The sequence below is a fragment of the Streptomyces sp. NBC_00454 genome (genome assembly GCF_041434015.1).
GTDB lineage: Bacteria > Actinomycetota > Actinomycetes > Streptomycetales > Streptomycetaceae > Streptomyces.
Genome location: NZ_CP107907.1, coordinates 2,685,969 through 2,707,701, shown reverse-complemented (window position 1 = coordinate 2,707,701; position 21,733 = coordinate 2,685,969). Strand labels below are relative to the sequence as shown.

Here is a 21,733-nt window from a genome sequence, read left to right as displayed (position 1 = left end):
AGACGGACGCGATGCCGAACTACCACGAGATCATGACCACCGACCTCTCGGCGCTCACCACGGCCGCCGACGGCTGGAAGTCCATGGCCACTCAGTTCAAGACGCTCGAGGACGTGTACGAGAGGGAGGTCCAGAGCGTCTCCGCCGGAAACGGCTGGATGGGCAGCAGCGCACAGACGGCCGGCAGCAACTCCGCCCTCACCCGCCAGGAGTTCGACTCGGCCCAGACGGAGGCGCTGGCCATGGAGTCCCTGCTCCGGGACGCGCATGCCCGGTTCACGGACCTCAAGGGCCGGGTGACCTCCGCCGTCGCGGACGCGGTGAAGGCCGGGATGAAGGTCTCGGATGCCGGCATCGCGAGCTACGACTTCAGCAAGGAGGACGCGGCGACCGCGAAGGCGGTGCGCCACGACCCCGACCTCCCGGAGATCGAGAACTCCTGGACGCGTCACATCGCGGATGCGGTCAAGGCGGTCACGGAGTTCGACGAGGACGTCAAGACCGCTCTGCTGAACGCGTCCGGGGCCGACGGCACCTCGCTCTTCGGCTTCAACTCCAAGGCAGTGAACGACGTCGAGGCCGTGGAGGCCCTGGCTCTCACGCACAAGATCCAGTCGGGCGACGCCTCTCCGGAGGAGCTGCAGCACTACAGCGACCTCCTCAAGCAGAACTCCGGGGACAAGCACTTCAGCGAGGCGTACCTGCACTCGCTGGGCGCGAAGGACACCCTTCACCTGGCCGACCAGATGAACCTGGCGTCCAACGGGGCGTCGGGCAACGAGAAGAAGCTCTACGAAGCGATCAATTCCGGCCTCGCCGGGACGATCGCCTCGGGCACCAAGGACCCGGAGAGCTACGCCTACAAGCCCTTCATGGCCGGCCTCAAGGAACAGGGCCCGGAACTGGTCGCCAAGGGCCTGCGCCCGACGTACGGCTACCAGGCGCTGGTGACCCTGATGGGGCACGGGGACGGCTACGGCAAGCAGTTCCTCAACGACCTCGGCGACGGCATGATCGAGGCCGAGAAGTCGAAGCCCCACATGTACGACCACGCCTACGACTCCCAGCGCCCGAACCTGGTCTCCGACCCGCTGGACGGCCTGCTCGGCATCATGGCCAAGGACCCGGACTCGGCGACGCACTTCCTCGACCCCGAGGCGCCCGGCAACAAGAACGAGCACCTGAAGTACCTGCTCACCGACCGGGACATGCCCGACCCCTGGATCTCGACCGGCATCGGCCAGCCGATGGAGATGCACGGGGACAAGACGGCCGGCCTGGGCGCGGCCCTCCAGGCGGCGGCCACGGGCCACGTGGACGGCGAGAAGCTGGGCCCGCCGGGACCGCACACGGAGGGCCAGGCGCGGGTGATGCACGACGCGATCCGGCTGCTGGACGACGACATGGGCGGCGACGAGTTCCCGAAGGACCTGGAGGGCCTGCGCCGGCCGATGGCGAAGGCGCTGGTGGACTATGTGGGCGACACCCACGTGATCCTGGGCGGCAAGAGCCTCGACCTGGGCGCCGTCCACGGCATCGACTCGATCCATGGCTCGGGCGACAAGGCCCAGATCGCGGTCGGCCAGGCCAGCCTGATCCGCGTGATGCGCGGTATCGCGGACGACGGCCCGTCCTACGCCCTGATGGTGGAGGCGGAGCGGGCGTACTCGGCGGAGCAACTCGCGACCGCCGCCCCGTTCAAGGCCGACTCCCCGCACGCGGTCAGTGCTGACTGGGACAACCGTGCGCACGACATCGGGGTGGCCTCCGGGGCTCTCAACGGCATCGGGGCCGACGTCTACAAGGACAAGGAAGACGACAGGGGCGACTGGGCGGAAGGCACGTCCGAGTACGCGGCTGCCGGCGTGAACGGGCTCATCGGCGAGATCCCGGTGGTGAGCACGGTCGGAGGCTCGCTGATCGACGTGGCCAAATACGACTGGGTCAAGGAAGTGAAGGACGCTGCTGAGGAGCTGAGCAAGAAGGAGTCCAGTGCCAATTACGCGGCGGGGGTGGAGGGGACCAACGAGTTGTTCAGAGCATGGAGGGAGCAGCCGGAGGTCGGTGCCTCCGACGCGGCGGCCGTGCATGCCCAGAACGAAGCGAACACCGCCTACTCGACCGGACGAGAGGCAGCCCGTGCGCACCTCAGGCCGTGACGTGCTCAAAGTCCTCGTACGGTCGACGGCCGCGCTCGTCTGTGTGCTGGCACTGGCATCGTGCAGCTCGGGTAACTCCGAGGCGAAGGCTGCGAACCCTTGCGGGATCAGCCCGACTTCGGAGGAAGCGGCGCTTGTACGCGAGCTCCTCGGTACGGAGAACTTCGAGACGAAGTCGTACCGCACCACGAGTCGGTTGGTGGACGAGTTCGGAAGGGCATTGCCGAATCTCAGTCCCGACAAGCACATCTTCTACACGCACGCATGCGAGTACGGCACGGATGACGCCCGCATGACCTTCGCACCCGGGTGGTTTCTCCGCGCCGCCGAGGTGCCCTCCTTCCCCGGCGAATCGACCTACTCGTTGAACGGTGCGCGCGGAGTAACGAGCAACAGCCGCTCGACGCTGCTCGTCCAGTGCGACATGCCCGGCGAACTCAGGGCGCAGTCGCAGAAGGTGTGGCTCACATCGGACACCAGTTACACGTTCAGTCCGTCCCGGCCGGATGCGGACCAGGGGGCCAGAGACCGGCGGATGACCCTCACCTACCTGATGGCCCAGCGCATCGCCGAAGCCCTCGGCTGCGAGAACAAGCCGCTGGAACAGCCCCCCGTGGTGAAACCGCTCCCTACCCCCTGACCCCCACCTCGGCCCACACGGCCTTCCCGATTCCGTGGAGCCGGGGGCACTGCCCCCATCGCTCGGCCAGTGCCGCCACGATGGCGAGCCCCCGCCCCCGCTCGTCCGTATCCGCCACCACCTGCGGCGTGAGCTTGACGGCGGGGCCCGCGTCGGCGACCTCCACCCGCACCAAGCCGTCGTACCGGGCGACCCGGATCCCGATGTCCCGGCCCTGCGGCGCACGGGAGTGCCGTACGGCGTTGGTGACCAGCTCGGAGAGCAGTAGCTCCGCCGTCTCGGCGGGCTGCGCCCCGATGCCCTATTCGGTGAACTGCTCGCGCAGCAGCGCGCGGGCCCGGCCCGGGGCGCGGGCGCTGCGGGGCACGATCCAGTAGTTCTCGTCGGCACAGGGCAGTGTCATGGGACCTCACCTATCTAGATACCTGAGATCAGTGAAGCGAGAGCCCCGTCGCCCGTCAAGTGCTATCTAGATATGTCCAACACTGGCGAGTGTTGCGCGGCCGGGCGGCGTCCGCCGCTCCGATGCGCCCCTAGGCTGTCGGGAGATGATCGGGGAGGACCGCATGCCGAAGGACGGCTCCGCACGGCAGCCCAAGTACCTGCGCATCGCCGCCGCACTTAAGGACGCCATCACCTCCGGCGAGTACGGGCCCGGCGACCGCCTGCCCGGCGAGAGCGACCTCATGGCCACCTACGGTGTCGCCCGGATGACGGCCCGGCAGGCATTCGCCGTCCTCCAGGCAGAGGGGCTGACCGAAGCGCGCAAGGGTGCAGGAGTCTTCGTGCGCGAGTTCCGGATCGGCATCCGGCGGCGCGGCATCCAGCGGCTGGCGGTCGAGGTGTGGGGTGCTGGTGGCTCCATCTGGGCGGCGGACGGCAAGGGGCGCGAACCCGTAGTCGACTTCCTCGGAGTCACCGAAGAGCCCGCCCCCGGCGCCGTCGCCGCCGTGCTCGGGATCACCGACCACGCACCCGCATGCGTCCGCCGTCGGAGGTTCCTGCTGGACGGGAAGCCCGTCATGTTCGCGACCTCGTACCTCGACGCCGCCCTCGTGGCGGGGACGCCCATCACCGAGCCCGACACCGGCCCCGGCGGGATCTACGCCCGCCTCGCCGAGCTCGGGCAGAAGCCGGCCCGGTTCCGCGAGGAGGTCCGGTCGCGGATGCCGAACGCGGAGGAGGCCGCGAGCCTCGGGCTGGCCGCCGGGACACCCGTGGTGCTGGTCGTCCGTACCGCCTTCGCGGAGGGCGGGCGGGTGGTCGAGGTCAACGAGATGGTCCTCGACTCCGCCGCCTACGTACTGGAGTACGAGTTCGACGCTCCGTAGGCGCAGCCCCGCGCGCGGGATCCGCGTAACCCAGTTCGAATTGTTGCGGCGGGATGAAATCCGCCGGTCGGAGCGTTGGCGCTTCCGGCAGGACAGGACGAACGGGGAGGCAGTACGTGGCTACGGCGGCGGGTACGGCGGCTGGGGACAAACAGGGGTGGGGGAGGCGGCTCGCCGCCTACACCTGGCGCTACAAGGTCAATGTGCTGCTCGCGCTCGGGTCCTCGCTCGGCGGCATGGCCGTCATGGCGCTCGTGCCGCTGGTCACCAAGGTGATCCTCGACGACGTCATCGGGGACAAGAGCAAGCCGATGGGCCCCTGGGCCGGGATGCTCATAGGCGCGGCGGTTCTCGTTTACGTGCTGACCTACATACGTAGGTACTACGGCGGGCGCCTCGCCCTCGACGTGCAGCACGACCTGCGCACCGACATGTACGACTCCATAGCCCGTCTCGACGGGCGCAGGCAGGACGAGCTGTCCACCGGGCAGGTCGTCGGGCGGGCGACGAGCGACCTCCAGCTGATCCAAGGGCTGCTCTTCATGCTGCCCATGACCATCGGCAACTTCCTCCTCTTCGGGATATCCCTCGGGATCATGCTGTGGCTCTCGCCGCTGCTGACCCTCGTCGCGCTGCTGATGGCCCCCGCGCTCTGGTTCATCGCCAAGCGCAGCCGCAAGAAGCTCTTCCCCGCCACCTGGTACGCCCAGAGCCAGGCCGCCGCCGTCGCCACCGTGGTCGACGGGGCCGTCACCGGCGTCCGCGTCGTCAAGGGCTTCGGCCAGGAGGAGCAGGAGACCGGCAAGCTCCGCGACGCCGGCCGCGGACTGTTCGCCGGGCGCATGCGCAGCATCCGGCTGAACTCCCGCTACACCCCCGCCCTGCAGGCCGTACCCGCCCTCGGGCAGGTCGCGATGCTGGCCCTCGGCGGCTGGATGGCCACCCGGGGCCAGGTGACGCTGGGTACCTTCGTCGCCTTCTCCACCTACCTCGCCCAGCTCGTCGGACCCGTCCGCATGCTCGCGATGGTCCTCACCGTCGGCCAGCAGGCCCGCGCCGGCGCCGAGCGCGTCTTCGAGCTCATCGACACCGAGCCCCTCATCGAGGAGGGGACCCACCCGCTGCCCGGCGACGCGCCCGCCACCGTCTCCTTCGAGGACGTGCGGTTCGGGTACGACCCCGAGCGGCCGGTCCTGGACGGGTTCTCGCTCTCCCTCGCCGAGGGCGAGACCGTCGCCCTCGTCGGCGCCTCCGGCAGCGGGAAGTCCACGGTCTCGCTGCTCCTGCCCCGCTTCTACGACGCCGATCACGGCACCGTCCGCATCGGCGGGCACGACGTGCGCGAGCTGACCTACGAGTCGCTGCGCTCCGCGATCGGCCTGGTGCCCGAGGACTCGTTCCTCTTCTCCGACACCATCCGCTCCAACATCGCCTACGGGCACCCCGGCGCGACCGACGCGCAGATCGAGGCGGCCGCCCGCGCCGCCCAGGCCGAAGGGTTCATCCAGGCCCTCCCCGCCGGGTACGACACCAAGGTCGGCGAGCAGGGCCTGACCCTCTCCGGCGGCCAGCGCCAGCGCCTCGCGCTGGCCCGCGCCATCCTCACCGACCCCCGGCTGCTGCTCCTCGACGACGCCACCTCCGCCGTCGACGCCCGCGTCGAGCACGAGATCCACGAGGCCCTGCGGGCAGTCATGGCCGGCCGCACCACCCTCCTCATCGCCCACCGCCGCTCCACGCTCGCGCTCGCCGACCGGATCGCCGTACTGGACCAGGGACGGCTCTCCGACATCGGTACGCACGAGGAGCTGGAGCGCCGCTCCGCCCTGTACCGGCGGCTGCTGACCGACCCGGACGCGCTGGGAGCCGGTTCGCCGCGCACGCCCGAGGCCCCGGCCATGGGCGAATTCGAGCGCGAGCTCGACCGCGACATCGAGCGGGACATCGAGCTCGAGGCCGAGATCGACTCCGAGCCCGTCAACTCCAAGCGCCGGGTGTCCGGCGGGATCACCCCCGAGCTCTGGCAGCGCCAGGAGGAGGCGGACGAGAAGACCACCGCCCCGGCCGGCATGCCCGCCACCCCCGAGCTCCTCGCGCAGGTGGCCGCGCTGCCGCCCGCCGAGGACACCCCGGACGTGGACGAGACCCGCGCCGCGTCCGCCGAGGACAGCTACAACCTGCGCCGCCTGCTGCGCGGATTCTGGGCCCCGCTCGCCATCTCCCTGCTCCTCGTGGCCATCGACGCGGGCTCCGGACTGCTCCTGCCGATCCTGATCCGGCACGGCATCGACAAGGGTGTCGAGCAGGCCGCCCTCGCCGCCGTCTGGGTGGCCGCCGGACTCGCGCTGGCCGTCGTCGTCGCCCAGTGGGCCGCGCAGTTCGCCGAGACCCGGATGACCGGCCGCACCGGCGAGCGCGTGCTGTACGCCCTGCGCGTCAAGATCTTCGCCCAGCTCCAGCGACTCGGCCTCGACTACTACGAGCGCGAGCTGACCGGCAAGATCATGACCCGGATGACCACCGACGTCGACGCCCTGTCCAGCTTCCTGCAGACCGGGCTCGTCACCGCCGTCGTCTCCGTCTTCACCTTCTTCGGCATCCTGATCGCCCTGCTCGTCCTCGACGTGGAGCTGGCCCTGATCGTCTTCGCCACGCTCCCCGTGCTGATCCTGGGCACGGTCGTCTTCCGCCGGAAGTCCGTGGCCGCGTACGAGCTCGCCCGCGACCGGGTCGGCCTGGTCAACGCCGACCTCCAGGAGTCCGTGGCCGGGCTGCGCATCGTCCAGGCCTTCCGCCGCCAGCGCGCCGGAGCCGCCCGGTTCAAGGAGCGCAGCGACTCGTACCGCGAGGCCCGGGTCCGCGGTCAGTGGCTGATATCGGTCTACTTCCCCTTCGTCCAGCTGCTGTCCTCCGGGGCCGCGGCCGCCGTGCTGATCGTCGGCGCGGGCCGGGTGGAGGCCGGCACGCTCACCACGGGCGCGCTGGTCGCGTACCTCCTCTACATCGACCTGTTCTTCGCCCCCGTCCAGCAGCTCTCCCAGGTCTTCGACGGCTACCAGCAGGCCACCGTCTCCCTCGGCCGGATCCAGGACCTGCTGCGCGAGCCCACCAGCACCCCCCGCGCGGCCGACCCCCGGCCCGTACCGGAGCTGCGCGGCGAGATCGCCTTCGAGCAGGTCCACTTCGGGTACGGCACCGCCGAGGAGCGCGGCGAGAAGGAGCCGGCACTGGCCGGAATCAGCCTGCGCATACCGGCCGGCCAGACCGTCGCCTTCGTCGGCGAGACCGGGGCCGGCAAGTCCACGCTGGTCAAGATGGTGGCCCGGTTCTACGATCCGACGTCCGGCCGCATCACCGCCGACGGCACGGACCTGCGCGAGCTGGACCTGACCGGGTACCGCCACCGGCTCGGGGTCGTCCCCCAGGAGCCGTACCTCTTCCCGGGGACCGTGCGCGACGCCATCGCCTACGGGCGGCCCGAGGCGAGCGACGCCGAGGTGGAGGCCGCCGCGCGCGCGGTCGGCGCCCACCAGATGATCGCCACCCTCGACGGCGGCTACCTGCACACCGTCGCCGAACGCGGCCGCAACCTCTCGGCCGGCCAGCGCCAGCTCATCGCGCTGGCCCGCGCCGAGCTGGTGGACCCGGACGTGCTGCTGCTCGACGAGGCCACCGCCGCCCTCGACCTGGCGACGGAGGCCCTGGTCAACCAGGCCACCGACCGGCTCGCGGGCAAGCGCACCACCCTCGTGGTGGCGCACCGGCTGACCACCGCCGCGCGCGCCGACCGGGTCGTGGTGATGGACCGCGGCCGGGTGGCGGAGGACGGCACCCACGCCGAACTGCTGGCCCGCGGCGGCCGGTACGCGGAGCTGTGGCGGACCTTCGCGGGCGAGGAGGAGCCGGCCGCCGCGGCCTAGCTCTGGACGTTCAAGGGCTCAGAGCTCGCCGAAGAGCAGGTTCCCCGGGGCGTCCTCGTCGTCACCGGTGTAGTACTCGCGCACGGCGCCGAGGAGTTCGTCCACCGACAGGAACCCGTCGTGGTCCTTGTCGATCCGGATGAAGAGCGCGTCCGCGTCCTCGCGGCCCAGCTTCGTGTCGAAGGCGAGCTGGGCCTTGTGGAACTCCTCGGGGCTGATGCGCCCGTCGCCGTCGGTGTCGACGACCAGGAGCATCGCCTGGACCATCGGCCGGAACGACTTGTCGTACGCCGCGCCGCCGTCCGCGTAGAGCCGGGTCATGCCCTGCTTGTACTCCTCGGGCGTGAGCTTGCCGTCCCGGTCCAGGTCCAGCTCGGTGAACAGCTCCTGCCAGAAGTCGACGAGCCCGCCCATCACCTGGGTCGCCTTGGGCGAGGTGGCCGGCTCACCGAGGGCCGACAGCAGGCGGGAACCGAGCCCGATGATGTCGTGCTCGTCGATCACCCGGTCCTCGTTGACGTCCAGGTGCGTGAAGGCGCGGTCCAGCTTGCGGGTGAGCAGGTCGTTCGTCATTTCAGTTGCCTTTCACGGCTACGGTGCGCGGTCTTGCGTTCACCTACCGTAATCTCCTTCTTGATCGTGAACTCCCGTTCTCCGGCTAGGAAGTTGTGGATGCACTCTTACGAGGTATGGGTCGACGGCGCCGCCGAACCCGGAACCCGTTGGGTCTACTGGCCCCGGGTGGGTCAACTCCTGCGCGAGCCGTTCGAAGTGCTCGGACTCAAGGCCCGGCTGGAACGCGGCGAGGACCTGCCCCACGACGACCGCCTGCTGGCCGGACGCGTCGCCATGTCCACCCCGGAGCAGGGCCTGCGCGCCCTGGCCGCCGCCCGCGCCGCCCAGCCGGCCTGGGCGGGGGTCCCGCTCGGCGACCGGCTGGAGCTGCTGCACGGGGTCCACCGGGCCGTCGTCGAGCGGCGCGAGGAGCTGACCGCACTGCTGGTCGCCGAAGGCCACCCCGTACGGCTGGCGGCCTGGGAGCTGGCCTCCGTGGCCGCCTCCTTCCATCCGGACTCCGTCGCCGATTTCGCCGAGCGGCTGAGGGAGCCCGAGCGGACCGCCGCGGGCCGGCGGATCCGCATGGTGCGCAAGCCGGACGGAGTGGTGTGCCTGAGCCCGCCGCGCAACGCCCCGACCTCGAACTCCTTCTACGGGGCGATGGTGCTCGCCGCGGGCAACGCCCTGGTCGTCAACGCGCCGCCGACCGCCCCGCTGGGCGTCAGCTTCGTCTACCGGGAGATCGTGGCCCCGCTCCTGGAGCGGCTCGGCGCCCCGCCCGGCACTCTCAACGTGCTCTCGACCCATGCCCGCGCCGTACTGCGCCAGTGGCTGGACAGCCCCGACTGCGACGACCTGGTCTTCTTCGGCGGCTCCGAGCAGGGCCTCAAGCTGGAGCGGGAGTGCGTGGCCGCGGGGAAGAAGCCCGTACTCGAACTGTCGGGCAACGACGGGGTGCTGGTCTGGCGCGACGCGGAGGCCGATCTGGCCGCGCGGGCCCTGTGCGAGCGGTACTACGGCTCCGGACAGATCTGCATGACCCCGAAGTTCGCCATCGTCCACCCCGAGGTGGCCGACCGGCTGCTGAAGGAGCTGGTGGAGCGGGTGCGGGCCATCCGGCCGGGGCCGCCGGAGGATCCGGACACGGTGCTGAGCCCGGTGGTCAAGCGGGCGGAGTTCACCGAGTTCCTCGACGAGGTGCTGGCGGCCGGCGGGGAGCTGCTCTGCGGCGGGGAGTTCGTGGACGTGGACGACGTGCCCGCCGCGGCGGGACCGTTCATCCGTCCGGCGATCGTGCGGGTGGACGGGCTGGCCGCCGCGGGACGGTTGCGGGCCTTCCGCGAGGAGACCTTCTTCCCGCTGCTGTGCGTGGTCGTGCCCGAGGCGCCGGCCGGCCTGGGCGAGGCCATCGGCTTCCTCAACGCCAACCGCTACGGCTTGCGCAATTCTCTGTGGACGCAGGACGAACGGGTCGTCGAGCGGTTCTGCGAGGAGGTGGTCACCGGCGGCATGCTGAAGGTCAACGATTCACACATCGGCTGCCTGCCGGTGCTCCCGTACAACGGCGGTACGGGGGCCACGGGCGGGATCTTCGGCGAGGCCAACCAGCCCGCCGTGCGCACCACCCACCTCCAGTCGATCGCCGTCGCCACCCTGGTCCGGCCCCGGGAGTCGGTCTTCGATCACGAGCTGGGGTCCGCGGCGGTCCCGGCGGGCTGAGTTTCCTTGTCCACAGCAACCTTTCGGGGGCATCGGGCGTCGTACGTGCGTACGCACGTTGTACGTACGACCGATGGGGGACAGGGTGTTGAAGGCGCGGAACCGGCGCGGCCGGTGGGCCACCTGCCTGGGGGTGTTCGCGGCGGCGCTGTGGCTCGGCGCGGGCGGGCTGCTGACGGCGCAGCCGGCCCGGGCGGCGACCGGTGGGTGCGCGGGGGACCTGGTGCGGACGCTGCCGTTCTCGACCGGTGAGGTCCGCGTGTACAAGACCCGCGACCACGCCTGCGCCGTGGCGGTCGCCCGCGAGCCCGGAGCGCGCCGTCCGATGTCGGTGAGCATTCAGCCGCGCGGGGGATCGCCGGTCCGCGACGCGGGGCAATTCACCCGGTATGCCGGACCTGTCACCGCCCACGCGATCGCGCGCTGCGTGTATGTAAAGGGGAGCGTGGGGGCCGGATCTGTCGATTCCGGCTGGATTCTGTGCTGACGGTGCGACCCAACTAGGTCTGGTCAGCTGTGCATTGACCCCGCTAGGTTCACGGCGACCGAAGTGAACTCAAGGGGAGGGTGAATGCGCAAGACGCTCGGATGGCTGCTGTCACTCGTGGTGCTCATCGGCACCATGGGGGCAGCCGGCTTCACGGCACAAGCGGCCACCGCCGCAGGGCCGGCCGCCGCCACGGATGCCACCGCCGCCACGACCGCCGACATCAAGGACCAGATCCTCTCCATCCCGGGGATGAGCCTGATCGAGGAGAAGCCGTATCCCGGATACCGCTTCTTCGTACTGAACTACGAGCAGCCGGTCGACCACCGCGCGCCGTGGAAGGGCACCTTCAAGCAGCGTCTGACCCTGCTGCACAAGGACGTCTCCCGGCCCACCGTGTTCTTCACCTCCGGCTACAACGTCAACACCAACCCGCGCCGCAGTGAGCCCACGACCATCGTCGACGGCAACCAGGTGTCGCTGGAGTACCGTTTCTTCACCCCCTCCCGGCCCGACCCGGCCAACTGGTCCAACCTGGACATCTGGCAGGCCGCCAGCGACCAGCACCGGATCTTCACCGCGCTGAAGAAGGTCTACAAGAAGAACTGGCTGGCCACGGGCGGCAGCAAGGGCGGCATGACGGCCACCTACTTCGAGCGCTTCTACCCCCGTGACATGGACGGGGTCGTCGCGTACGTCGCGCCCAACGACGTGGTCAACAAGGAGGACTCGGCCTACGACCGGTTCTTCACCCAGGTCGGCACCAAGGAGTGCCGCGACAAGCTGAACGCGGTGCAGCGCGAGGCGCTCGTGCGCCGCGACCCGCTGGAGGTCAAGTACGCGGCCGCCGCGGCCGAGAACGGCTGGACCTTCACCACCGTCGGCAACCTCGACAAGGCCTACGAGGCCGTCGTGCTCGACTACGTGTGGGCCTTCTGGCAGTACAGCCTGCTCTCCGACTGCGCCTCCCTCCCGGTCGCCGCCACCGCCAGCGACCAGGAGATCTGGGACACGGTCGACACGATCTCCGGCTTCTCGGCCTACGCCGACCAGGGACTCGAGACGTACACCCCGTACTACTACCAGGCGGGTACGCAGCTCGGTTCGCCCGACATCAAGCAGCCCCACCTGGGCAACCTGAGCCGCTACGGCTACCAGCCGCCGCGCAACTTCGTGCCCCGCGACATCCCGATGACCTTCCAGCCGGGAGCGATGAAGGACGTGGACGGCTGGGTCAAGCACAACGCGAACCAGATGCTCTTCGTCTACGGGCAGAACGACCCGTGGGGCGCAGAACCGTTCCACCTCGGCTACGGGGCCCGCGACAGCTACGTGATGATCGCGCCGGGCGCCAACCACGGGGCCAACGTGGCCAAGCTCCAGGACGGCGAGAAGGCCCTGGCCACCGCCAAGATCCTGCAGTGGGCCGGAGTGGCCCCGGCCGCCGCGCTCGCCGATTCGGCGAAGGCGGCGCCGCTGGCCAAGCCGGACGCGCAGCTCGACCAGCGGGACGTGGAGCGCGAGCCGATGCTGCGGCCGTAGTACCGCCGTAGTACCGCCGCCACAGGGGCCACGGGCCGGCCGGGCGCCAGGGACATTCCCTAGGGCGCGTAGGCCAGCCCGTGGCCCAGCGGGTAGCGGCCCGGCACCGGGACCGGCAGGCGCCCGGCGGGCCGCAGCGCCCCGGTGATCACCCGGGCCGCCGCCCGCAGCTCCACGTCGGTCCAGGTGTACGTCGCCAGCTCGGCCGCGCACGCCGGCAGCCGGGCCGGGTCGTAGGGGTTGCGCAGCGCGAGCAGGACCACCGGTACCCCGGTGGCCAGCAGTTCCCGGACCAGCTCGCGCTGCGGGCTCTCACCCTCCGGGACGTTGTACGTGCACACGAGCACGGCGGCGTTCCCGGGCGCGGCCGCCACCGCGCGGGCGGGCGCCACGGCCGTCGCCCGGCAGCCCAGCGCGGACAGCTCCCGGGCCAGTACCGACGTAGGGGGACCCGTAGTACCCGTGGGGGAGGCCGGATCGGCCCCGGTGACCAGCAGCAGCGGCCGGGCCGCCGGGTCCAGCGGGAGCAGCTTCACCGGATTGGCCAGCAGCGTCGTCGTGCGGGCCGCGATCTCGTCGGCGGCGGCCAGGTGCGCCGGGATCCCGACCGTCGCGTCCACCGCCGCGGTGACCGCCTCGGCCGTGGCCGCCGTCCGTACCGTGTCGAACAGGCCCCGGCGGGCCTTCAGTTCCAGGATCCGCAGGACGGACTCCTCGATCCGGGCCCGCGTCAGCTCGCCCGATTCCACGGCCGCCAGCACGCTGCGGTGCGCGAGCCCCAGGTCCGGCGGGTTCAGCAGCTGGTCGCAGCCCGCCTTCAGGGCCAGGACCGGGACCCGGTCGTCCCCGTACTTCTGCCGTACCCCGGCCATGTCCAGGGCGTCGGTGACCACCACCCCCTGGAACCCGAGGCGTTCGCGCAGGATGCCGGTGACGATGGGCCGCGACAGGGTCGCCGGATCCCCCGAGGGGTCGAGCGCGGGGAAGACGATGTGCGCGGTCATGACCGCGTCCACACCCGCCGCCACGGCCGCCCGGAACGGAGGCTCGTCCAGCTCCTCCCACCGCGCGCGGGTGTGGGTCATCAGCGGCAGCCCCACATGGCTGTCGGTTCCGGTGTCCCCGTGCCCCGGGAAGTGCTTCACGGTGGCGGCCACCCCGGCGCCCTGGTACCCGCGGACCTGGGCGGAGACCAGGGCCGCCACGGCGTGCGGGTCGGAGCCGAAGGACCGTACACCGATCACCGGGTTGGCGGGATCGACGTTCACGTCGGCCACCGGCGCGTAGTTGTGCCGGATGCCCATCGCGGCCAGCTCGGCGCCCGCGATCCGCGCGGCCCGGCGGGCCTCGGCGCTGGACCCGTCCTCTCCCCGCGCCAGCGCGCCCAGCGCCATCGCCCCCGGGAGCAGGGTCGCGGGCTTGCCGATCCGTGCGACGGCGCCGTGCTCCTGGTCGATGGACAGCAGCAGCGGGATGCCCGGGACTCCGTCGGCGCCGGGGGCCGTGGCCGCCCGCTGGAGACCGGCCGACAGCTCGGCGATCTGGTGCGGGGTACGGGTGTTGTGCGCCCAGCCGAAGTAGACGATCCCGCCGAGGTGGTAGCGCGAGACCAGCTCGGCGGCGGTGCGCACCCCGAACAGCGCCCGGTTCTGCTCGGCGTCCTCCGGGTCGGGATCGGTCGCCGAATGCCCGTACGCCCGCGACACGAAGAGCTGCCCGACCAGTTCGGCCGGGCTCATCCGGGCCATGGCCGCGCGCAGCGCAGCCCGGTCGGGGGTGCGCGCGGGGGCCTCGTCGCCCGGCCGGTGGTCGTCGGGGAGCGGTCCTCCCGGGGCCGGTCCGGCTGGGGTCCGGGAGGTGGTGACGGCGGCGGTGACGGCCCCCGCGGCGGTGACGGCGGCCATGGCGGCCGCGGCGAGCAGGGTCCGGCGGGAGGCTTGGTACGGCACGCGCCGGACGCTACTGCCGGGCCGCGCCCCCGGAGCGGCGGACACTCGGCAGGTCCCCCGGACGGGGGCCATCGGGGTCATCGGGGTGTCATCGGGGCCCTGCCGGTCAGTGCTCCTGCCGCCAGTGCTCCTGCAGGGTCCGCACCGCCTCGGTGATCGCGGGCCGACGGGCCGCCCCGGTCCGCCACAGGGCGTACAGGCGGCGCACCGGACCCGGCTCCAGGGCCACGGCCACCGCCCCCGGCGGCAGCGCCCCGGTTCCCAGGCGCGGTACGACGGCCACCCCGAGCCCGGCCGCGACCAGCGCGACGATGGTGTGGTTCTCCTCGGCGACGTGTGCGATGTCGGGCTCGTACCCGACCGCGCGCAGGGTCCGTACCAGCCAGTCGTGGCAGACCCGGCCGGGCGGCTGGCACACCCACCGCAGCCCGCCCAGATCCTCCCTGCGGATGACGGCGCGGCGGGTGAAGGGGTGCCCGGCCGGCACCACGAGGTCGCAGGGGTCGTCCCCGATCACCGCCTGCTCCACCCCCTCGGGGGTGGGCAGCGGGGCGATGTCCCAGTCGTGCGCTACCGCCAGATCGGTGACGCCCCGGGTCACCAGGTCCACCGAGAGGTGGGGGTCCACCTCCGTCAGGCGTACCTCCAGCGCCGGATGCCGGGCGGCCAGATCGGCCAGCACCCCCGGCAGCAGCCCGCGCGCGGCCGAGGCGAAGGCGGAGACGGTCAGCAGCCCGCTCGGCTGCCCGCGCCGCTCCTCCAGAGTGGTCTCGGCGCGCTCCACGATGGCCAGCAGCTCCTGCGCGGTGTCCGCCAGGTGGTGCGCCTCCTCGGTGAGCGCCACCCCGCGCCCGCGCCGCTCCAGCAGCGTGGTCCGGGTCTCGCGCTCCAGCTTGGCGATCTGCTGGGAGACGGCGGAAGGGGTGTATCCGAGTGCGGCCGCGGCGCCCGCGACCGAACCGTGGACGGAGACGGCGTGCAGGGCGCGGAGCCTGGCGAGATCGAGCATGGGAGAAGCGTAAGCGTTGCTTCATCCATCCAGGAAGAGATCCGTGCTGGTGCTAAATGGTCGCGGGGTCGATGCTCGGAGCATGCGTCCCGTACACATCGCACTCGCCGTACTCGTCGCCGCCGTCTGGGGCTTCAACTTCGTCGTCATCGAGATCGGCCTCGGCCACTTCCCTCCGCTGCTCCTGTCCGCCCTGCGCTTCCTCGTCGCCGCCGTCCCCGCCGTCTTCTTCGTCGGACGGCCCAAGGTCGCCTGGAAGTGGGTCGTGGGAGTCGGAGTCGCCCTCGGCATCGCCAAGTTCGGCCTGCTCTTCACGGGGATGGCACACGGGATGCCGGCCGGGCTCTCTTCCCTCGTCCTGCAGATCCAGGCCGTCTTCACCGCCGTCCTCGCCGCCGTCGTCCTGCGCGAACGCCCGGGCCGGGTACGGATCCTGGGCATGGCGGTGGCGCTCGCCGGGATCGCCGTCGCAGCCGTGGACGGGGGGACGTCCGGCCCGGTACTCGGCTTCGTGCTCGTGGTCGCGGCCGCCGCCTGCTGGGGCGTCTCCAACGTCCTGACCCGCAGGGCCGCGCCGCCCGACGCGCTCAACTTCATGGTCTGGGTGTGCGTGGTCCCGGTGCTGCCGCTGTTCGCGCTCTCGCTGCTGATCGAGGGCCCCGAGCGGGATCTGGCCGCCCTGAGCGGCCTCGACTGGTCCGGGGCCGCCGTGATCGGGTACGTCGCCTGGGTGTCCACCGTCTTCGGCTTCGGGGCCTGGGGCTACCTGCTGCGCCGCTACCAGGCCTCCGCCGTGGCGCCGTTCTCCCTGCTGGTCCCGGTGTTCGGGATGTCCTCGGCCGCGCTGGTCCTCGGGGAGGGGATCTCGGGGCTGCGCTGGGCGGCCGCGGCCCTGCTCGTCGGCGGGGTGGCGCTCACCTCGCTGGCTCCGGGGGGCGCGAAGCCCCGTACGGCCGACCCTGAGGGGGCGGCGGATTCCGGTTGGACCACGGGGCCTACGAGGCCTACGGGTGCTCCCGTAGGGGCAGCCGCCAGTCCTGCCCCGTGAGGGTGACCCCGTAGGACCGGTGGGGGCGTTCGGCGACCAGGGTGAATCCGGCGCGCTGGTAGAGGGCGCGGGCCGAGGCCAGTACGTCGTTGGTCCAGAGCACCAGCTCGCGGTAGCCGACCGAGCGGGCGAAGTCGACCACCGTGGCGACGAGCAGGGCTCCGATGCCGTGGCCGCGGCCCGCCGGGTCCACCAGGAGCAGCCGCAGCCGCGCGGTGCCGGGGGCGCCGTCCTCGCGCACGCACATCACCGAGCCGACCGGAAGGCCGTCCAGCTCGGCGATCCAGACCCGCTCCAGATGCGGGTCGTGGTCCAGGGCGAAGTCGGCGACGATCCGCGCCACCAGGCCTTCGAACTCGGCGTTCCAGCCGTACTCGGCGCAGTAGAGGGCGCCGTGGCGCTGCACGATCCAGCCCAGGTCGCCCGGCTCGGGCTCCCGCAGCCTCAGGCGTCCGGGGGCGATGCCACCACGAGGTTCCATGGCGCCCGAGGATAGCGCGGCGTGCCGGGCCCGGGCATTGCCCTTGCTCCGCCCCCGCGTTGCGCCGTACGAGTGAACGCGGGGGCGCGCCGAACGCGGGGGCGGGGCGAATACGGGGGCGGGGCTAATGCGCGACGGGCCTACTTCTTGCCGCCGCCCAGGATCTGGCCCAGCAGGTCGCCGAGGCTGCCTCCGGCCGACGGGGCGGTCGGGGCCGCGCCCGCCGCTCCCGGTACGGCTCCGGGGGAGGGGATCGGGGAGTCGGCGCCGGACCCGGAGGCCGACGGGACGGCGCCCCCGCCCTTGCCGGCGGCCGCGCGCTTGGCGAAGACGGCCAGCAGCACCGGGATCAGCAGCTCGATGACGCGGGCGACGGTGGGCGCGGGGATGCCGGTCTTCTTGGAGACGGCGTTGGCCACGGGCTTGCTCACCTTGGCGAGCACCCCGGCCATCATCCCGCCGCTGAGCATGCCGCCCAGGCCGCCGCCGAGGGTGGCCACGCCTTCCAGCGGGGCCTCGCTCACCTCGGCGAAGGCCTGGCGGACCTCGTTGCCGTCGTCGTCATCGGTGTCGGCCTTCGCCTGGAGGTCGCCGGTCATCGCGCCGATGGTGGTCGCGACGGTGTCGCGGGCGCCGGTCGCGTCGGTGCCGAGGAGTCCGGCGATCTCGGTGAGCCGGTCTTCGCCGAGCTCGTTGATCACGTCGTCCTGGAATGAAGGTTCGCTCATGCCTGAAACGCTACTTCTGTGGTGATTTACCGGCACCTTGTATCGCGCTGGGGTCACCCTTGGGTAATGGTGGAGTAAAGCTGTGAATCGGCGTGCAACCACCGGCGGGGGTCGCGGGTCGTATGTTGCGTCGGCGCTTCCGGGGAGGGATCTGGGGGGATCGGGAAGTCCGACGAGGGAGGGGTAACCGTGAGGGGGTCCGGCCGGAAGGCCGGACCCCCTTTCGGTTTTCCGGGCCGGGGCGGGGAGTTGTCCACAGGCCCGGCGGGCTGTCGGCGCCACGCGGTAGTTTCGGGTCGTGAATACCAACGCGGCGGTGCAACCGGCAGTGGTCGAGGGGGTGCTTGAGCGCATCACCTATGCCAATGAGGAGAGCGGATACACGGTCGCCCGGGTGGACACCGGCCGCGGCTCCGGTGACCTGCTGACGGTCGTCGGATCCCTCCTCGGGGCCCAGCCGGGCGAATCGCTGCGCATGGAGGGCCGCTGGGGCTCACACCCCCAGTACGGCAAGCAGTTCACCGTCGAGAACTACTCCACGCTCCTGCCCGCGACCATCCAGGGCATCCGGCGCTACCTGGGATCCGGCCTGATCAAGGGCATCGGCCCGAAGATCGCCGACCGGATCGTGGAGCACTTCGGCACGGACACCCTCGACGTCATCGAGGACGAGCCGAAGAGACTGATCGAGGTGCCCGGCCTCGGCCCCAAGCGGACGAAGATGATCGGCGCCGCCTGGGAGGAACAGAAGGCCATCAAGGAGGTCATGGTCTTCCTGCAGGGAGTCGGTGTCTCCACCTCCATCGCGGTGCGCATCTACAAGAAGTACGCCGACGCCTCCATCTCCGTGGTCAAGAACCAGCCCTACCGGCTCGCCGCCGACGTCTGGGGCATCGGCTTCCTCACCGCCGACCGCATCGCCCAGGCCGTGGGGATCCCGCACGACAGCCCGGAGCGGGTCAAGGCCGGCCTCCAGTACGCCCTGTCCCAGTCCACCGACCAGGGTCACTGCTTCCTGCCCGAGGACCGGCTCATCTCCGACGGGGTCAAGCTGCTCCAGGTGGACACCGGTCTGGTCATCGACTGCCTGGCCGAGCTCGCCGCCGATCCCGAAGGGGTCGTACGGGAATCCGTGCCGGACCCGGCGGGCGGCCCGGACCTCACCGCCGTCTACCTGGTGCCCTTCCACCGGGCCGAGCTCTCCCTGGTCGGCCAGGTGCGCCGGCTCCTGAACGCCGACGAGGACCGGATGCCGGCCTTCCAGGACGTGGACTGGGAGAAGGCCCTCGGCTGGCTCGCCGGCCGGACCGGGGCCAAGCTCGCCCCCGGCCAGCGGGACGCGGTCCGCCTCGCCCTCACCCGCCGGGTCGCGGTCCTCACCGGAGGCCCGGGGTGCGGCAAGTCCTTCACCGTCCGCTCGATCGTGGAACTGGCCCGCGCCAAGAAGGCCAAGGTGGTGCTCGCCGCCCCCACCGGCCGGGCGGCCAAACGGCTGGCCGAGCTCACCGGGGCCGAGGCCTCCACGGTGCACCGCCTGCTGGAGCTGAAACCGGGCGGGGACGCGGCCTACGACCGCGACCGGCCGCTCGACGCCGACCTGGTGGTCGTGGACGAGGCCTCGATGCTCGACCTGCTGCTGGCGAACAAGCTGGTCAAGGCCGTGGCACCCGGAGCCCACCTGCTGCTGGTCGGGGACGTGGACCAGCTGCCCTCGGTCGGCGCCGGCGAGGTGCTGCGCGATCTGCTCGCCGAGGGCGGGCCGGTCCCCGCCGTCCGGCTGACCACCATCTTCAGGCAGGCCCAGCAGTCCGGGGTGGTCACCAACGCCCACCGGATCAACACCGGCCTGCCGCCGATCACCGACGGACTGCCCGACTTCTTCCTCTTCCCCGAGGAGGACACCGAGGAGGCCGGAAAACTCGCCGTGGACGTCGCCGCCCGTCGTATTCCGGCCAGATTCGGACTCGACCCGCGCCGCGACATCCAGGTGCTCGCCCCCATGCACCGGGGCCCGGCCGGAGCCGGAAACCTCAACGGCCTGCTCCAGCAGGCCATCACCCCGGCCCGGCCGAACCTGCCCGAGAAACGCTTCGGCGGCCGGGTCTTCCGGGTGGGCGACAAGGTCACCCAGATCCGCAACAACTACGAAAAGGGTGCCAACGGCGTCTTCAACGGCACGGTGGGCGTGGTCACCGCCCTCGACCTGGACGAACAGCGCCTGACGGTGCGCACGGACGAGGACGAGGAAGTGGAGTACGAGTTCGGCGAGCTCGACGAGCTGGCCCACGCGTACGCCGTCACCATCCACCGCTCCCAGGGGAGTGAATATCCGGCCGTGGTGATCCCGGTCACCACCGGGGCCTGGATGATGCTCCAGCGAAACCTGCTCTACACGGCGGTGACCAGGGCGAAGAAATTGGTCGTCCTGGTCGGGTCCCGCAAAGCCCTTGGTCAGGCGGTGCGTACCGTTTCCGCAGGCAGGAGGTACACGGCTGTAGCACCAAGACTGTCCGGACGTATACCGGTGGGAAACATCACCTAGATGATCGATCATTTGGGGTTCCACCAACCGGCGTGGAGGGGCAGGATGAGCAGCTTGGCGGCACTGAGTGCCGTCGAAACCGCCAAAGGCCGACCCCGAGTGCACTCTCCTGCGCCAAATGGGGGAAGGTAGAGGCAGTCAGGGCACCTCGAAGAAGAGGCACTACGTCGGTGAGGGATGACGTGAGCGACAACTCTGTAGTACTGCGGTACGCGGACGGTGAATACACCTACCCGGTGGTCGAGAGCACCGTCGGTGACCAGGGCTTCGACATCTCGAAGCTCAGGGCTCAGACCGGGCTGGTCACCCTGGACAGCGGCTACGGAAACACCGCCGCCTATAAGTCCGCCATTACCTACCTCGACGGTGAGCAGGGCATCCTGCGCTACCGCGGATACCCGATCGAGCAGCTGGCGGAGCGCTCGACCTTCATCGAGGTCGCCTACCTGCTGATCAACGGGGAGCTGCCGACCGTCGACCAGCTCGCGTCGTTCCGCAACGAGATCACCCAGCACACGCTGCTGCACGAGGACGTCAAGCGGTTCTACGACGGCTTCCCGCGCGACGCGCACCCGATGGCGATGCTGTCCTCCGTGGTCAGCGCGCTGTCGACGTTCTACCAGGACAGCCACAACCCGTTCGACGAGAAACAGCGCAACCTCTCGACGATCCGGCTGCTCGCCAAGCTTCCGACGATCGCGGCCTACGCGTACAAGAAGTCGGTCGGCCACCCGGTGGTCTACCCGCGCAACGACCTCGGCTACGTCGAGAACTTCCTGCGCATGACCTTCTCCGTGCCGGCCCAGGAGTACGACCTGGACCCGGTCGTGGTCGCGGCGCTCGACAAGCTGCTGATCCTGCACGCGGACCACGAGCAGAACTGCTCCACCTCCACCGTGCGTCTGGTCGGCTCCTCGCAGGCGAACATGTTCGCCTCGATCTCCGCCGGCATCTCGGCCCTGTGGGGCCCCCTGCACGGTGGCGCCAACCAGTCCGTTCTGGAGATGCTCGAGGGCATCAAGAACGACGGCGGCGATGTCGACGCCTTCATCCGCAAGGTGAAGAACAAGGAAGACGGCGTCCGCCTGATGGGCTTCGGGCACCGCGTCTACAAGAGCTTCGACCCCCGGGCGAAGATCATCAAGGCTGCGGCGCACGATGTCCTCTCGGCGCTCGGCAAGGACGACGAGCTGCTCGACATCGCGCTCAAGCTGGAAGAGCACGCGCTGGCCGACGAGTACTTCGTCGAGCGCAACCTCTACCCGAACGTGGACTTCTACACGGGCCTGATCTACCGCGCGATGGGCTTCCCGACCGAGATGTTCACCGTGCTCTTCGCGATCGGCCGGCTGCCCGGCTGGATCGCCCAGTGGCACGAGATGATCAAGGAGCCCGGCTCCCGCATCGGCCGCCCGCGCCAGATCTACACCGGCGAGGTCCTGCGCGACTTCGTCCCGGTCGAGTCCCGCTGACCCGAGGTTCTCGCCGCAGTACCCGTAGGACCGCAGTACCCGCAGTACCCGTAGGACCGCATTGCCTGTGAATACAGGAAAAGCGCCCCGCCATCGATCCCCCCACGGGTCGAAGGTCGGGGCGCTTTCCTTACCCCGGAACGGATTC

15 protein-coding genes and 1 pseudogene are annotated in these 21,733 nt (G+C 70.9%); 10 read left to right on the top strand and 6 right to left on the bottom strand.

What is annotated here, in order from left to right; all coding sequences use genetic code 11:
• The first annotated feature begins 11 nt into the window (after positions 1-11).
• Together OHU74_RS12500 and OHU74_RS12495 are read left to right on the top strand one after the other, a co-directional pair.
• Positions 12-2,159 carry a hypothetical protein gene (locus tag OHU74_RS12500; RefSeq protein WP_371615961.1) on the top strand — a complete coding sequence of 716 codons (2,148 nt, stop codon included), beginning with the start codon at positions 12-14 and terminating at the stop codon, positions 2,157-2,159.
• On the top strand, positions 2,140-2,799 hold the full coding sequence (locus OHU74_RS12495; protein ID WP_371615960.1) for a hypothetical protein: 660 nt from the start codon (positions 2,140-2,142) through the stop codon (positions 2,797-2,799). Before OHU74_RS12500 ends, OHU74_RS12495 begins: the two co-directional genes overlap by 20 nt.
• Here the strand turns inward: OHU74_RS12495 and OHU74_RS12490 are convergent.
• Entirely contained in the window at positions 2,789-3,052 is a 264-nt protein-coding gene (locus OHU74_RS12490; RefSeq protein WP_371619663.1) for an ATP-binding protein, read from the bottom strand. The genes OHU74_RS12495 and OHU74_RS12490 overlap by 11 nt on opposite strands.
• Positions 3,053-3,365: 313 nt before the next feature.
• On the opposite strand from OHU74_RS12490, the gene OHU74_RS12485 reads away from it, so the two are divergent.
• A complete protein-coding gene (locus tag OHU74_RS12485; RefSeq protein ID WP_371619662.1) occupies positions 3,366-4,130 on the top strand; it encodes a GntR family transcriptional regulator in 765 nt (254 codons plus the stop codon).
• A 53-nt stretch (positions 4,131-4,183) separates the two neighbouring features.
• The gene (locus tag OHU74_RS12480; RefSeq protein ID WP_371615959.1) at positions 4,184-8,050 is read left to right on the top strand and encodes an ABC transporter ATP-binding protein; all 3,867 of its coding nucleotides are present in this window, start codon (positions 4,184-4,186) and stop codon (positions 8,048-8,050) included.
• Positions 8,051-8,068: 18 nt separating this feature from the next.
• Here OHU74_RS12480 and OHU74_RS12475 read toward each other — a convergent pair whose 3' ends face one another.
• Entirely contained in the window at positions 8,069-8,623 is a 555-nt protein-coding gene (locus OHU74_RS12475; RefSeq protein ID WP_371615958.1) for an EF-hand domain-containing protein, read from the bottom strand.
• Positions 8,624-8,722: 99 nt separating this feature from the next.
• On the opposite strand from OHU74_RS12475, the gene OHU74_RS12470 reads away from it, so the two are divergent.
• The 3 genes from OHU74_RS12470 to OHU74_RS12460 all read left to right on the top strand — a co-directional run bounded on the left by OHU74_RS12470 (position 8,723) and on the right by OHU74_RS12460 (position 12,356).
• The gene (locus OHU74_RS12470; protein WP_371615957.1) at positions 8,723-10,327 is read left to right on the top strand and encodes an aldehyde dehydrogenase; all 1,605 of its coding nucleotides are present in this window, start codon (positions 8,723-8,725) and stop codon (positions 10,325-10,327) included.
• A gap of 85 nt (positions 10,328-10,412) precedes the next feature.
• Positions 10,413-10,814, top strand: a complete 402-nt coding sequence (locus OHU74_RS12465) for a hypothetical protein (protein ID WP_371615956.1) — start codon at positions 10,413-10,415, stop codon at positions 10,812-10,814.
• Between the two features lie 84 nt (positions 10,815-10,898).
• On the top strand, positions 10,899-12,356 hold the full coding sequence (locus OHU74_RS12460; RefSeq protein ID WP_371615955.1) for a S28 family serine protease: 1,458 nt from the start codon (positions 10,899-10,901) through the stop codon (positions 12,354-12,356).
• A gap of 59 nt (positions 12,357-12,415) precedes the next feature.
• Here the strand turns inward: OHU74_RS12460 and OHU74_RS12455 are convergent, their stop codons facing one another.
• The gene (locus tag OHU74_RS12455; RefSeq protein ID WP_371615954.1) at positions 12,416-14,305 is read right to left on the bottom strand and encodes a glycoside hydrolase family 3 protein; all 1,890 of its coding nucleotides are present in this window, start codon (positions 14,303-14,305) and stop codon (positions 12,416-12,418) included.
• 106 nt (positions 14,306-14,411) lie between these two features.
• A complete protein-coding gene (locus OHU74_RS12450; RefSeq protein WP_330296475.1) occupies positions 14,412-15,314 on the bottom strand; it encodes a LysR substrate-binding domain-containing protein in 903 nt (300 codons plus the stop codon).
• Positions 15,315-15,396: 82 nt separating this feature from the next.
• Here OHU74_RS12450 and OHU74_RS12445 point away from each other — a divergent pair, with 82 nt between their 5' ends.
• Positions 15,397-16,362, top strand: coding sequence for an EamA family transporter (locus OHU74_RS12445; protein ID WP_371615953.1), 966 nt, complete (start codon positions 15,397-15,399; stop codon positions 16,360-16,362).
• On the opposite strand, the pseudogene OHU74_RS12440 reads toward OHU74_RS12445, so the two are convergent.
• Together OHU74_RS12440 and OHU74_RS12435 are read right to left on the bottom strand one after the other, a co-directional pair.
• Positions 16,319-16,810, bottom strand: a pseudogene (locus tag OHU74_RS12440) (GNAT family N-acetyltransferase); the annotation flags it as partial. The gene OHU74_RS12445 and the pseudogene OHU74_RS12440 sit on opposite strands and share 44 nt — an antisense overlap.
• 173 nt (positions 16,811-16,983) lie before the next feature.
• Positions 16,984-17,571: a DUF937 domain-containing protein gene (locus tag OHU74_RS12435; RefSeq protein WP_371615952.1), complete on the bottom strand. Its 588-nt coding sequence runs from the start codon at positions 17,569-17,571 to the stop codon at positions 16,984-16,986.
• Between the two features lie 298 nt (positions 17,572-17,869).
• Here OHU74_RS12435 and OHU74_RS12430 point away from each other — a divergent pair, with 298 nt between their 5' ends.
• Positions 17,870-20,113, top strand: a complete 2,244-nt coding sequence (locus OHU74_RS12430) for an ATP-dependent RecD-like DNA helicase (RefSeq protein WP_371615951.1) — start codon at positions 17,870-17,872, stop codon at positions 20,111-20,113.
• A gap of 182 nt (positions 20,114-20,295) precedes the next feature.
• Positions 20,296-21,585, top strand: a complete 1,290-nt coding sequence (locus OHU74_RS12425; protein ID WP_243335006.1) for a citrate synthase — start codon at positions 20,296-20,298, stop codon at positions 21,583-21,585.
• The last annotated feature ends 148 nt before the right edge of the window (positions 21,586-21,733 follow it).

What these genes read in the sequence shown, in the direction of transcription:
- OHU74_RS12470 (WP_371615957.1), top strand. Translation starts at nt 8,723, where the DNA reads ATGCACTCTTACGAGGTATGGGTCGACGGCGCCGCCGAACCCGGAACC.
- OHU74_RS12435 (WP_371615952.1), bottom strand. Translation starts at nt 17,571, where the DNA reads ATGAGCGAACCTTCATTCCAGGACGACGTGATCAACGAGCTCGGCGAA.
- OHU74_RS12485 (WP_371619662.1), top strand. Translation starts at nt 3,366, where the DNA reads ATGCCGAAGGACGGCTCCGCACGGCAGCCCAAGTACCTGCGCATCGCC.
- OHU74_RS12500 (WP_371615961.1), top strand. Translation starts at nt 12, where the DNA reads ATGCCGAACTACCACGAGATCATGACCACCGACCTCTCGGCGCTCACC.
- OHU74_RS12450 (WP_330296475.1), bottom strand. Translation starts at nt 15,314, where the DNA reads ATGCTCGATCTCGCCAGGCTCCGCGCCCTGCACGCCGTCTCCGTCCAC.
- OHU74_RS12460 (WP_371615955.1), top strand. Translation starts at nt 10,899, where the DNA reads ATGCGCAAGACGCTCGGATGGCTGCTGTCACTCGTGGTGCTCATCGGC.
- OHU74_RS12445 (WP_371615953.1), top strand. Translation starts at nt 15,397, where the DNA reads ATGCGTCCCGTACACATCGCACTCGCCGTACTCGTCGCCGCCGTCTGG.
- OHU74_RS12475 (WP_371615958.1), bottom strand. Translation starts at nt 8,623, where the DNA reads ATGACGAACGACCTGCTCACCCGCAAGCTGGACCGCGCCTTCACGCAC.
- OHU74_RS12480 (WP_371615959.1), top strand. Translation starts at nt 4,184, where the DNA reads ATGAAATCCGCCGGTCGGAGCGTTGGCGCTTCCGGCAGGACAGGACGA.